10 protein-coding genes are annotated in these 12,988 nt (G+C 43.4%); 4 read left to right on the top strand and 6 right to left on the bottom strand.

Annotated features, from left to right (window positions below):
* Positions 1-28: 28 nt before the first annotated feature.
* Positions 29-3,835, bottom strand: a complete 3,807-nt coding sequence (locus PLE34_RS17855) for a SusC/RagA family TonB-linked outer membrane protein (protein WP_324559161.1) — start codon at positions 3,833-3,835, stop codon at positions 29-31.
* Positions 3,832-4,941 carry a FecR family protein gene (locus PLE34_RS17860; protein WP_324559162.1) on the bottom strand — a complete coding sequence of 370 codons (1,110 nt, stop codon included), beginning with the start codon at positions 4,939-4,941 and terminating at the stop codon, positions 3,832-3,834. Before PLE34_RS17860 ends, PLE34_RS17855 begins: the two co-directional genes overlap by 4 nt.
* Before the next feature lie 400 nt (positions 4,942-5,341).
* Between PLE34_RS17860 and PLE34_RS17865 the strand changes: the two genes are divergently transcribed.
* Entirely contained in the window at positions 5,342-6,757 is a 1,416-nt protein-coding gene (locus PLE34_RS17865) for an ATP-binding protein (protein ID WP_324559163.1), read from the top strand.
* Positions 6,758-6,882: 125 nt separating this feature from the next.
* Here the strand turns inward: PLE34_RS17865 and PLE34_RS17870 are convergent, their stop codons facing one another.
* The 3 genes from PLE34_RS17870 to PLE34_RS17880 all read right to left on the bottom strand — a co-directional run bounded on the left by PLE34_RS17870 (position 6,883) and on the right by PLE34_RS17880 (position 7,807).
* Positions 6,883-7,074 carry a CsbD family protein gene (locus tag PLE34_RS17870; RefSeq protein ID WP_324559164.1) on the bottom strand — a complete coding sequence of 64 codons (192 nt, stop codon included), beginning with the start codon at positions 7,072-7,074 and terminating at the stop codon, positions 6,883-6,885.
* Positions 7,075-7,126: 52 nt separating this feature from the next.
* Positions 7,127-7,279: a lmo0937 family membrane protein gene (locus tag PLE34_RS17875; RefSeq protein WP_324559165.1), complete on the bottom strand. Its 153-nt coding sequence runs from the start codon at positions 7,277-7,279 to the stop codon at positions 7,127-7,129.
* Positions 7,280-7,453: 174 nt separating this feature from the next.
* Positions 7,454-7,807, bottom strand: a complete 354-nt coding sequence (locus PLE34_RS17880) for a response regulator (protein WP_324559166.1) — start codon at positions 7,805-7,807, stop codon at positions 7,454-7,456.
* Between the two features lie 518 nt (positions 7,808-8,325).
* Here PLE34_RS17880 and PLE34_RS17885 point away from each other — a divergent pair.
* Positions 8,326-9,741, top strand: coding sequence for a sigma-54-dependent transcriptional regulator (locus PLE34_RS17885; RefSeq protein WP_324559167.1), 1,416 nt, complete (start codon positions 8,326-8,328; stop codon positions 9,739-9,741).
* Between the two features lie 16 nt (positions 9,742-9,757).
* Here PLE34_RS17885 and PLE34_RS17890 read toward each other — a convergent pair whose 3' ends face one another.
* Positions 9,758-10,198, bottom strand: coding sequence for a type I restriction enzyme HsdR N-terminal domain-containing protein (locus PLE34_RS17890; RefSeq protein ID WP_324559168.1), 441 nt, complete (start codon positions 10,196-10,198; stop codon positions 9,758-9,760).
* Between the two features lie 40 nt (positions 10,199-10,238).
* On the opposite strand from PLE34_RS17890, the gene PLE34_RS17895 reads away from it, so the two are divergent.
* Both PLE34_RS17895 and PLE34_RS17900 read left to right on the top strand, forming a co-directional pair.
* Positions 10,239-11,009 carry an AMP nucleosidase gene (locus tag PLE34_RS17895; RefSeq protein WP_324559169.1) on the top strand — a complete coding sequence of 257 codons (771 nt, stop codon included), beginning with the start codon at positions 10,239-10,241 and terminating at the stop codon, positions 11,007-11,009.
* Positions 11,010-11,016: 7 nt separating this feature from the next.
* Positions 11,017-12,819 carry an ABC transporter ATP-binding protein gene (locus tag PLE34_RS17900; RefSeq protein WP_324559170.1) on the top strand — a complete coding sequence of 601 codons (1,803 nt, stop codon included), beginning with the start codon at positions 11,017-11,019 and terminating at the stop codon, positions 12,817-12,819.
* Positions 12,820-12,988: the final 169 nt, after the last annotated feature.

Here is a 12,988-nt window from a genome sequence, read left to right on the forward strand (position 1 = left end):
ATATTTTTACAAATTAATTTGATTACTCCTAAAAGCTAACATTCAGTCTTACACCCATAGTGCGGATCGGTGGTAATCCGAAATCTGCCACACCCATGCCTCTAACACCATCGTAGAAAGCCGTTTCAGGATCTTCATTCATTTTGTTTTTTGCCCAGAACATCACGTTCTTGGCGAAAACGGTAAGCGAAACATCCTGGCAGCGCAGCCGCTGTGCCAGCGACCTATCAAGGGAATAGGTGAGATTGATCTCCTTGATCTTAAAGGAAGTAGCATCATGCGTTCTGAACTGGGCGCCGGACCATAACTCCTGTCCTTCCATGTTATAAGGGTTCATAAAGAGGGTTCTGGTAGGATCATCCCCGTTCTTAATATAATCCCCATCAGCGAGGCTCAGCTTTTGTTCCGGGGTCATTTGAGACTGGTCAACGTTAGGGTTGATGAATACCGCGTTCCAGTAGCCGAAGTAACGTGGATCGCCATTGTACATGGTCATGAGTTCCTGCATTTTTTCCCTGTAGTTTTCGAAGCCAGGCCCGGTGAACATATCATCGGGGTTAGGCATGCTCGGTAAACCACCGGCGAAACGACCGCCTGTCCAGTACTCGTTATATTTATCGCCATAGAGCGCCATAATGTCTGCCATGCCATCGTCAATCATGATCTTCTGCGTTTCGGAAATGAATATACCACCCACTCTCATGCTGGCAACAACATTGAGCCGGAAGTTTTTGTACCTGGCGTCTGCCACAAACCCATAGATGGCTTTGGGATTCATATTGCCTAAGTACCCGTTCTTTTTAATATAGTCTGTAGTGGTAACGGCTTCCTCAATAATACCGTCAATACCGGTCAGCATCATTCCTTTGTATTTGCCGTTTTGGATATAGCCAATCGGTTGCCGTGCATACATGTCTCCTACACGTGAACCTTTGAACAAAGCCAAATAGGAAGCTCCGTCATAGTTATAAAATCGTTCTGAGAAGCGTGGGTCCAGGTCATCAATAACAGATTTGAAAGTGCTGATGTTACCGGTGAGGTTTACCACCCAGTTTTTGGTGCGTACAGGCGTTACCGTTAAGGCCGCTTCCAGGCCGGTTGATTTCACCGCACCCATATTGGTAAGTATGGAGCCAAATCCTGAAGACGTTACCACCGGCAGGGTCTGGATCTGGTTAATGTGATTTTTGGAATAGACGGTAAATTCTCCCGATATGCGGTTATCAAGCGCTCTGAAGTCTATACCTGCTTCTTTGGTTACGTTCAGCTCGGGCTTAATATTCGCGTCTACAGGGTCACCACCGATGGTTCCCATAGCAACGCCGTTCCATGTATTTCCTGAAATACCGTAGCTGTCCTGGTTAACAGGTCGTCCGATACCATATCCGGTTTGTGCATACCCCCCTCTCAGTTTGAGGAAGTTAAATACGTTACCCATATCAAAGGTTTCAGATGCTATCCAGCTTAAGGATGCACCGGGGTAGAAATGGTTATCCTTTTCATGGCCCAGTATACCTACCCAGTCGTTACGACCCGACAACTCTAAGTAAACCATATTTTGCCATCCGATGCTGGCAGTGGCATAAGCGCCGTAGTTGCGACTAGGGTAACCCCTGTTGAAATAGGCAGCCTGCCTTACCGCAGCGGGTAATGAACTAAAGGTAAAAGAGTTGGGAGTTGTCAATATTTCCCCGCCAAATCCGGAGTTGTTGGCTTCGCCGTAGTTAAACGAAAAGCCTCCTAAAGCATCGAGTGATAACCTATTGCCAAGAAAACGCTTGTTGTAGGAAAGCAACAGGTCATTTCTTACATTGAGATTATTGCTGTGTTGTTGTTCGTATATGCCTTGAGGTCTGCGTTCTGCATCCCATGGGCTTTTTCTTTCAAACGCAAAGTTTTCATGGCTGATACCTGAGCGCAACGTGAGCAGGAAAGGTTCACCTATTTTATAATCCAATTGTATCTTTCCGAAAAATACGTCTTTGGTATAGGTTCTGATAATGTTTTCAGCAGCAAAATAAGGTCCGTTTTTGCCAACTGCATTATACCTTAAGCGATTTTGTCCAGGTCCCTTCAGATAAGGTGTATTCTGATATTGTCCTTCCCAGTCGGTGATCCAGGGGTCGGCCTTTTCCCATTCAGACATTTTGGGCATATTGATAGGCATAGACATGGCATGTGCCAACGGGTTGTCTTCTCTTTTATCCTGAACGTGCGACTGGTTAGGCACAAAGGTATGAGACCATGATGCCTGGGAAGTAACTGAAAGCCTGTCGTTTATATTGTATTTAGCATCAAAGGAAACGCTGTTTCGGGTTGTTTTGTTGTCGGGGATTACGGCATTGTGTACCAGGTTGCCGAGGTTGAGCCGGTAGTTACCCTTGTCGTAGTTGCCGGTTACAGCCACGTTATTGTCGGTCATCACCCCTGTTCTCAGGAAGGCCAGTAGCGGATTTTTATCTCCACGTGCTTCCAGCACAGATTCTTCCCATTCCTGTGTAAGGATGTTCCACCTCCATACAGGTTCGTTGTTGTTCACCTTGTCATCTATAGCCCAACCGAGTCCCTTTTTATCTTCGGTCAATGCGCTTCCGTCCTCATCGCCCTGGAAAAATCTTCTTTGCACCGGAGGGGCGCTATAAGCCTGATCGAAAGAAGTAGCACTGCTTACCGAAATACCAAGCCCTTTTTTAGCTCCTGCGCCCGATTTGGTGGTGATCAGGATCACGCCATTACCTGCCTGGGATCCGTAAAGCGCTGCAGCGCTGGCGCCTTTCAGCACAGAGATGCTTTCTATATCGTTGGGGTTGAGGGTGGAGATAAAGTTGCCTGCATCAATACCTGCGGTAGCTCCAACGGTATTGGAACCCAGCTGTACGCCATTCAGCACGATCAGGGGCTGGGTTTCGTTGTTAATATTACTTGCCCCCATTATTCCTTTCAATGAGGTAGCTCCACGTATATTGAACATTACAGAAGAGGTGGGTGAGGAGGTAACGCTGTTCATTTGTACGCCCGTAACCTTACCTTCTATTGATTTTAATACGTTGGAAGCGCCGCCGGTTTCCATATCCTCGGCGTTTACGGAAGAAATGCTGTATCCCAACGCTCTTTTCTCCCTTTTCATACCGAGAGATGTTACTACGACCTGCTCTAATTCCCTGCTTGATGCATCAAGCGTGATATCCAGATTGGATCTGCCGGATACGGAAACTTCCCTGGTATCGTAGCTTACATGGCTTATTACCAGTACTGCATTGGCGTTGCTTACGCTTATTGCAAACTCGCCGTTACTGTTTGTTGTAGTAACATTGTTTGTTCCTTTTTCTGTTACAGTAGCGCCCGCTACACCACCGTTTTCATCACTTATTTTACCCCTTACGGCAAAATCAGCCGCATTGGCAACAGTAGTGATTACGGCAGCGGGAATAGCAAAATGCTGTTCCTGGTTGTTTTGCCTGTTCTGTTTAATAACATATACGTCTTTCACTTTTTCAAACACCAAACCGGCAGTAGCAAGCACTTTGTTCAGCGCGATATCGGGGTTACCCTGTGTGGTAACATCCTGCGCATCGTAGTTTACCTTTACCGATTTAAGGGTGTTCGATTCGTAGCTGTAGTAGATGTTTTCATAAATTTTTTTAAATTCATTCATGAACTCCTGCAGGGAAGTGGTCTTCAGATCACTATCCGGCACAGGATTGCTTTTGTTTACTAAGGAAGGGGAAAGAGCGGCTACATCCTGCGCCCATGCCCCGGTTGTGGCCAGTAAGAACAATACGGCCGGCAACATTGTCCCTAAGCAGCGTTTTGAAAAAGATGGCTTTCTTTTCATAACTGTTTTGATTGAGGGTTAATAATGATTAATTGTTGGTTTTGTGTTTGTATGCTGATGTTTAAGGTTTTCTCTATTACCTGTATCAATGTTGAAAAGTCGTTAACCGATACTACACCGGTAATCATGAGCCGCCGTTGCGCTTCGTTGGTAAAGACCATCTCCATTCCATAGTATTCTTTAATAAGCCGGGCAACGGTTGCCAGGGTAGTTTCCTCAAAATGCCATTCGCCCCGGTTCCATGCGGCAGTATACAGGGCTGTGTTGGTTTTGGCCGTAATAAGCTCATTGCTGACGGTATCTACATTAAGGACATATCCGGCCTGCATATACACCGTTTTTCCCCTGCCTTTTTCCAGGGTTACATTCACCCTGCCGCTGGTAAGCACCACATCGGTGGCTTTGGACCTGGCGTTTACATTGAACTCGGTTCCGGTTACATATATTTTCAGTTGATTGGCATGTACGATAAAAGGCGTGAGCGAAGCGGTTTGTTTTACATGGAAATAAGCATTGCCTTCCAAAAAAACCTCCCGGGCAGCAGCAGTTGCCAGATTGCTGTTATAGCGCACGGAAGAATTTCCATTGAGGATAATGATAGAACTGTCGGGCAGCAAAATTTTCTTCACCTGCCTTATTTGGGTAGTTTCCGAAGCCATAGACACTATGCCTGCTGCGGAATGGGTATTGAAAGGATAGAGGAACGGGAATGCAAAAATTACAGCAAGGATTGCCGCAGCCAGAAGCCACCATTTACCGCTTGTGGCGGGGGAACGCTTTAAAGAAGTGATCACAGGCGGCTTGCTGATCTGCTCAAAAATATTATTCCTGAGCTGTTGTTTCTCGTTTGGCGACAAGAAAGGGATATGAAAGCCGGTTTGAGCGAGGTGCTGCACGAGCTTAGCGGCATTGTTGATAGCGATCTGTTGTTGGGGATGCTGTTGAGCATAAAATGTCCAGTACTGCTGCGTTTCTTCATCGGGCAGCAGCACCCACTGCTGAAAATATTCATCAGCGGCAAACTCTTCTTCCGTGAAATGGCTGTAATAAACGCTATCCTGTCTCATTATGGGTAAGAGAGGATATGCAGAATTGGGGATACTCAAATGCGGTAACATATTTTTTACTTACATTAACATTTATGCAGGATTTTAATATTGATCCCAATAAAAGCGAACGGCAGGTATATACAGGTAAATTGGGCGTAGCAGAAGTGTAAGGCGGGGAGGGACTGGAAATAAGGGGCGTAATCTAAGCAACAGCCCCCTGAGGCCCTGCTTCAGTTTGATGTTGCAAAAACGGTATCGCTAAGCAGCTTTAATTGCAAAAAAGCATATCTGATACCATTGAGCTGTGTTCGGATAAGTGTTATACCGTTTTTTCATTTTTTAGCTTTATCTTCTTTTTGGTACTATTTTTACTAAATACGGGTGGGTGAAAGCTAGCCCGTAAACTTCTTTTCTTTCGTTTACTTTACCGGATCTTCAGCTTTTATTTTAAATATGCATGAAACGGATCATAAAAAAATTCAGGATTGATAAACGGATCAGGGTGGGCTATGGCTCCGCGTTCCTGATTTTACTTATTTCTTACCTGATCACCCTGTATATCAACAGGCAGGTACTTGAGCAGTCCAGGCTTATTGGGCATACAAATAAGGTAATTCATAACCTGGAAGATTTTCTTTCCCTCATGAAAGATGCGGAATTGGGTTTCAGGGGGTTTATAATCAGTAAGGACAAAAGCTTTTTAACGCCTTATCATCAGAGTAAGGTAAAGGCGGGGCCATTGTTTTATGATTTGCTTACACAGATCATTAACAGCAAAACACAGCGCGATATGATGCAGGAGGCCAAGAAGCTGATGGACCGGAAATACGACTTCCTCAATAATGCTATTGTTCAGTTTACCGAAAATGATTACCGCCTGACTGATAGTATACTATACTACGAAAAGGAAGGGAAAGCAAATATGGACAGCCTTAGAACCATTATTAAAATTATGCAGGACTCTGAACGCGATATCCTGGATAACAGAAATGATGATCTTCAATCCCGCAATCATTTACTCAACACAGTTGTTATTGTTTCCCTTATCGTGGCTTTATTGCTCTTTGTTTTTGGCTTTATTACTTATGTTACTGAAAACAGGGCACGGCGTCTTGCCGACAGGAGGGCCGAAACGTATCGCGAAGAGCTGGAAGAGAGAGTGAAGCAATTAGATAAAGCAAACAGGGAATTGCTTGAAATGCGCAGGATGGAAAAATTTACAGCTACGGGCCGCATAGCCCGAACCATTGCGCATGAGGTACGAAATCCCCTCACGAACATTAACCTGTCTGTAGACCAGCTCAGAACAGAAACGGATTCCGATCGGCAAGAAAGGAATGTTTTCTATGACATGATTACCCGGAACAGCCACCGTATTAATATGCTCATTACCGAATTGCTGAATTCTACTAAATTTATAGAGCTTACAGCGGAGGCAGTTTCAGTAAATGATTTATTAGATGAAGCCCTGCAGCTGGCGGAAGACAGGCTGACGCTGAATGACATTAAGATTATTAAAAATTACGACAGAGACATTTGTAATATTACTGTTGATAAAGAAAAAATTAAGATAGCTTTTTTGAATATTATCGTTAATGCCATTGAAGCTATGGAACCCGGTAAAGGGATATTAACGATATTAACTTATGGCGAACATGATAAATGTATCATTGAAATTGAAGATAACGGAAGTGGAATGGACAGTGAAACACTGAACAAATTATTTGAGCCGTATTACAGTAAAAAAGCGAAGGGAACAGGCCTGGGGTTAACCAATACCGAGAATATTATATTAAGTCACAAAGGCAATATCAATGTAGATAGCGAGCCTGGTAAAGGAACGCGTTTCATTATTTCATTCAACTTTGCTTAACCTGTTTAAATGCAAAAGGAGGAGTTTTCGCTCCCCCCTTGCGTTTATACGATGCGGTAAATTCAGGCCCTGTAAATTAGTGCTTCGAATTGCCGCGATAGAACCGGATACCCGTTGGCCCGGCGTTATAAACTTTCTATCCACTTTTTTACCTCTTCTTTTGTTTGCCCTATCTTTTGCTGGATCTTCCCTAACAGTTCATCATCTTTTCCTTCTTCATACAGGAGATCATCATCTGTAATGTTGCTGTATTTTTGTTTGATCTTTCCTTTTACTTCATTCCAGTTGCCTTTTAATTTTAATTTCCAGCTTTCCATAATAAATCTTTTTAGTAAAATAATAAATTTGCCTTCTTTATCGCGGGGTTAATTAATTGGCCGCGCCTCTTATTATCCTTAACAGAACAACTATCACGGCAATTACTAAGAGAATGTGTATTAATCCCGAAGCATGATAACCTAAAAAGCCGATAGCCCAGGCAATAACTAAAATTACCGCTACCAGGTACAGTAAATTTCCCATATTGAATAATTTAAGATGATTTTGAATTATCTATTCATATTAAAAAAGTTTGCCAAAAATTAAAACATCCCGGAAGGCTGATGTAATAAGGATTTGACGATACCGGAATAATAAGCCTGATGTGGCTTAAGCAGAAAAACGTGCATTAAATTCTACAGTGTGAGTAAATAAATACTATGCGGTTACCTGGCTGATGGCGGAATGGATCTTTTCTTTTGTAAATGGTTTGGGAATAAAAAGGTCCACGCCTTCTGCATAGGCTCTTCTATGTTCGGCGGGACTATCATGGGCGGTGATCATTATTATTTTGCTCACAGGGTACCTGGATTTGATAAATTGAATGAAATCAATTCCTAATCCATCCGGCAAATGATTGTCGAGGAAGATGATCGAAGGCGGGTCATTTTGTAGAGCAGCTTCCGCATCCGACAGGGAAGTTACATACCGGGTACTGAAATGCTGCTGTTTTAATATCCCGCTTAGTAAATAGCATATATCTAATTCGTCATCTATAATCAAAGCTTTCATACAAAGGGCTCACCTATTTTCAAAAGTACAATAATTCTTTCCGGGCTTTATTGCAAGTTACCTGCCATAGTATAACCGAAGAAATTTTTTAAATGAGATAACCAATTGCAGTATTTATGCATACGGTTATTTATTTATATATGCTGTAGGTTAATAAATATTTTTTTTCGGGTATTAATTTCCCCAATATGACGATTATACTCAACACGTTTACCAAAGCATTGAATATGCTATTGAATTCCATAGCAACTTTAAGCCATTGGCAGGGTTTTTAAGTTCATATCTGAAAAATAGTAAAATGAAAAGGGGTAGTTTCGATTATGTAATCTGCCGCCTGCTTGTTTTATTTTGAACAGGATGAATGAAGAGCGGCAAGTTGGGCCACTGTTACAGGCAGTGGCTTTTAAATTCAATATATGAGATACAGATACTACAACGATAAACAGGCTGTTTTAAAAGCCGGGATGGGAATTTAAATGTTTTCAACTAACTTAGTCATACTTTAAAACGAATCTGATATGAGTAGAATATTGGTAGTAGATGATGATATGGACATGTGCGCATTGCTGAGCAGGTTTTTACAACGTAAAGGTTTTGAAACGGAAACGGCATATACGGGAAATTCAGGATTATCTAAATTTAAAGAAAGCCATTTTGATATCGTACTATGTGACTTTAGACTGGGCGATAAAGAAGGACATGAAGTGCTAAAGGAAATAAAAACGTTGAAGCCTGCTACAACGGTTATTATTATTACCGGCTATTCCGATATTAAAACTGCCGTTGATATTATTAAGCAGGGCGCATTTGATTACATAGCCAAGCCGCTTATTCCCGACGAAGTATTGAGTGTTATTAAAAAATCACAGGAGTATGTTTCCAATGCGGGGAGACCTGCATCAGCTGCTGATGCAGGCAGCATTAACCATAAAGGAAAACCGGTGCCGTTAAATGACGAATACCTGATAGGCAGAGACCCCGCTACCAAAGAGTTGTATAAGCAGATTAAACTGGTAGCGCCTACGCCTTACAGTGTTATATTATATGGAGAAAGCGGAACCGGCAAGGAGGTAATAGGAAAAACAATTCATCAGTACAGCAACAGGGCAGGTAAGCCTTTTATTGCCTTAGACTGTGGCACTTTATCAAAAGAACTGGCGGGCAGTGAGCTGTTCGGACATGTGAAAGGATCTTTTACCGGCGCTGTAACGGACAAGGAAGGTCATTTTGAAATGGCAAATGGCGGCACTATTTTTTTAGATGAAGTAGCCAACCTCCCTATTGATGTGCAGGCCGCCCTTTTACGTGTAATACAGGAACGGAAATTTAAAAGGGTAGGAGGCACTAAGGAAATGAACCTGGACATCAGGATCATAGTAGCTTCTAACGAAGACCTGCAGGATGGATACCGTAAAGGAAAATTCCGGGAAGATCTTTTTCACCGCTTTAATGAATTTTCTATTTATATACCCCCGCTGAGGAATCGTAAAGAAGATATCCTGCTGTTTGCCGATTTCTTTCTGCAAAAAGCCTGTTACGAATTAGATAAGAATATTGAAGGGTTTGACGATGAGGTGCTGCAATTATTTATACAATACGCGTGGCCCGGCAACCTGCGCGAATTCAGGAACGTCATCCGCCGTGCTGCATTATTAACCAATGCCCCCTTTATCGGCTCTTCCGTATTGCCTGTCGAAATGATGCAACCGGCACCATTTGGTGAAATTTCAAAGGAACCTGTTTTTCATACGGCATCATTAAAAGGCCCCGACCTTAAAGGAGCTGCATCGCAGGCAGAGTATGAAACGATTTTAAAGGTGTTGAAACAGGTAAATTATAATAAAACAAAGGCGGCGGAAATTCTTAAAATAGATCGTAAAACCCTGTACAATAAGATAAAGGATTATGAAAGCCCGAAAACCGTGGAGGAATAATCGTGCTTTTATTTTCCTATGGGTTCCATCCCGGTATTTCCCTCAGCAGGTGGAATTTTTTTCCGGTTCTTTCAAATGCAAAACAATAGGAGCCGTTGGTAATAACCAGGTATCTTACAGGCAGGGAAATGTTATACCGTATAATCTGTTCTGCAGCCGCAGCATTAACGTTTACATCCATTGCCTTGCATTCTGCCATTAGCAGGGGAGTTGCGGTGTTATCGTAAATTACAATATCGCAACGCTTAACGAGCTCGCCCAGCCGGATTTCTTTTTCTACGGCTATTAATGCGCCGGGGTATTTTTTTACCTGTAACAAATATTGAAGGAAATTTTGCCTTACCCACTCCTCGGGGGTAAGCGCTACCCATTGTTTACGGATGGTATCAAAAATAAGCTCCTTGCCATTTTCGGTTTTGATCTTATACGGATGTGCAGGGTATGCTATTTTAATCATACTTAAAAATGAATTTGCTAAATTAGCCATTTAAAGAGGTATGCAAACAAAAGAGAATATTGTTAAAAACTGGCTGCCCCGTTATACCGGTGAAAAGCTTAAAAACTTTGGAAAATATATATTGTTAACCAACTTTAGCGGCTACGTCAGTTATTTTGCTGAATCGAATGGTGTTGAAGTAACCGGCAGGGATCGCCCGATGCCCTGTGCTACAGCAGAAGGGATTACTATTATAAATTTTGGAATGGGAAGCCCCGGAGCGGCAACCATTATGGATTTGCTTACTGCTATTGAACCCAGGGCCGTATTGTTTTTAGGTAAGTGCGGCGGATTAAAAAAAAGGAACAAACTGGGCGACCTGATCCTTCCCATAGCTGCTATACGTGGTGAAGGTACATCCAACGATTACTTTCCTGCCGAGGTTCCGGCCTTACCTGCCTTCGCGCTGCAGAAAGCTATTTCAACCACTATCAGGGATTATGGCGTTGACTACTGGACAGGCACGGTGTATACTACCAACCGGCGCGTATGGGAGCATGATGAGGAATTCAAGGCTTATCTTCAGCGCATAAGAGCATACGCGATTGATATGGAAACGGCTACTATTTTTTCGGTTGGATTTTACAATAAAATTCCTACCGGAGCGCTTTTACTGGTCAGTGATCAGCCTATGATACCCGAAGGCGTTAAAACGGAGGAGAGCGATAAAAAAATAACGGAAGCATTTGTGGCAACGCATATAAAGATTGGTATTGATTCCTTAAAGCAACTGATCAACGACGGCTTAACCGTAAGGCATTTGAGATTTTGATCCCCCGATGTTTCCGCTATTATCCATACAAAACCTGGGCATTGGCTTCCGGCAGGAGAAAAAACTAACGCCGGCATTGCACAACATATCGTTTTCTGTAAACCGGGGCGAAACCGTAGCTATAGTAGGAGAGTCGGGTTCCGGAAAATCAGTTACCTCGCTTGCCATCCTTCAGTTATTACCGGTACCGCCTGCCGAATATACCAGCGGCAGTATTCTATTTTCGGCGCAGGGTGAAGCGGGCGTTGATCTGTTGCGTTTGTCTGAAAAAGAAATGCAGGCCGTAAGAGGCAACCAGATTTCCATGATCTTTCAGGAACCGATGACCTCGCTCAACCCCTTATACACCTGTGGTAACCAGGTAATGGAAGCCATAATGCTGCACCAGGCTGTTAGCGCTGCGGCCGCTAAGCAAAAAACAGTTGAATTATTTGAAAAAGTTCAGTTACCTGAGCCTGCCGCCATGTTCAGCCGCTTCCCGCATGAAATAAGCGGCGGGCAAAAGCAAAGGGTAATGATTGCCATGGCCATGAGCTGTGAACCGCTGCTGCTCATAGCCGATGAACCCACTACTGCTTTGGATGTAACCGTTCAGCAAAACATTCTCCGTTTAATAAAAGCATTGCAGGCGGAAAAGGATATTGGTGTTATTTTCATCAGTCATGACCTTGGCCTGGTGGCTGAAATTGCAGATCGCATTATAGTAATGTTCAGGGGAGAAATTGTTGAACAAAATACAACACAGGCACTGTTCACCAATCCCCGTCATCCGTATACCAGGGCGCTGCTGGAGTGCCGCCCTGTATTGCATGCAAAAGAAGAAAGGCTTCCGGTGGTAGGCGACTTTATGGAAATGAATGAGGATGGCAGCATAATAAGGAAAGAGCGGCAACCCGGGGTTGCAAAAAGTAAAGCAGGTAATGGGTTGCATAAAGAGCAGAATAGCAATGCTGAAATTAAAGCCGTTCCCGGTAAAACGGAACAGGAGGGTACGGCATACGTTCATCCGCTGGTGGAAGTTCAAAACCTGAAAGTATGGTTCCCTTCGGAAAGAAAAAGAAGGGGTACACCCCGGCGTTATATAAAGGCGGTGGATGATGTGAGCTTTAATATATACAAAGGTGAAATGGTGGGCCTGGTAGGAGAATCCGGCTGTGGTAAAACAACATTGGGAAGAAGCCTGCTCCGTTTAATTGATCCTACAGGCGGGGCTGTTTATTTTAAGAAACAAAATTTACTGCATTTATCTCCTGCACAGTTGCGGCATATGCGCAAAGATTTTCAGATCATTTTCCAGGATCCTTATTCCTCCCTTAATCCGCGCCTTACGGTAGGAAGCGCCATACAGGAAGCCATGTATATACACGGGTTAGGAGGAAGCAATAAGGGCAGGAGAGATTGGATCATTAATATCCTGGAAAAAGTAAACCTGAATGCTGATCATTATAACCGCTATCCGCATGAATTCAGCGGCGGACAGCGGCAGCGCATAGGCATTGCACGGGCTCTGGCTTTGCGTCCTTCATTTATTGTTTGTGATGAATCTGTTTCCGCGCTGGATGTAAGCGTACAGGCCCAGGTGCTTAATTTGCTTAACGATGTAAAAGAAGCATTCGGGTTTGCCGCGCTCTTTATCTCGCATGATCTTTCGGTAGTTCGTTATATCAGCGATCGTATACTGGTAATGTACCAGGGAAAAATAGAGGAAACCGGCGTTGCGGAAGAGGTATATAACGCTCCCCAAAGCGCCTATACGAAAAGGTTAATAGCGGCCATTCCCCGCGGCATACCGCCCCCCGGATTGCTGTAGTAAAACAAGAATCAGCTGTTTTTTGAAGATTTTGTATTCAAGTTATTATTTCCTTACCTTTGCACGCTGTTAAATACAGCTATTTACATGAAACCTGATACCGTAAGATCAGGTTCAGGACAAACAAAGATACCTCGCCGCATTGATAAGGGTAAGTTTCATGTGACTG

It is taken from the genome of Agriterribacter sp. (genome assembly GCF_035445465.1).
In the GTDB taxonomy this organism is placed as follows: domain Bacteria; phylum Bacteroidota; class Bacteroidia; order Chitinophagales; family Chitinophagaceae; genus Agriterribacter.

Coding starts and splice junctions, on each gene's coding strand:
- PLE34_RS17855 (WP_324559161.1), bottom strand. CDS start 3,835: ATGAAAAGAAAGCCATCTTTTTCAAAACGCTGCTTAGGGACAATGTTG.
- PLE34_RS17880 (WP_324559166.1), bottom strand. CDS start 7,807: ATGAAAGCTTTGATTATAGATGACGAATTAGATATATGCTATTTACTA.
- PLE34_RS17865 (WP_324559163.1), top strand. CDS start 5,342: ATGAAACGGATCATAAAAAAATTCAGGATTGATAAACGGATCAGGGTG.
- PLE34_RS17875 (WP_324559165.1), bottom strand. CDS start 7,279: ATGGGAAATTTACTGTACCTGGTAGCGGTAATTTTAGTTATTGCCTGG.
- PLE34_RS17900 (WP_324559170.1), top strand. CDS start 11,017: ATGTTTCCGCTATTATCCATACAAAACCTGGGCATTGGCTTCCGGCAG.
- PLE34_RS17885 (WP_324559167.1), top strand. CDS start 8,326: ATGAGTAGAATATTGGTAGTAGATGATGATATGGACATGTGCGCATTG.
- PLE34_RS17895 (WP_324559169.1), top strand. CDS start 10,239: ATGCAAACAAAAGAGAATATTGTTAAAAACTGGCTGCCCCGTTATACC.
- PLE34_RS17890 (WP_324559168.1), bottom strand. CDS start 10,198: ATGATTAAAATAGCATACCCTGCACATCCGTATAAGATCAAAACCGAA.
- PLE34_RS17870 (WP_324559164.1), bottom strand. CDS start 7,074: ATGGAAAGCTGGAAATTAAAATTAAAAGGCAACTGGAATGAAGTAAAA.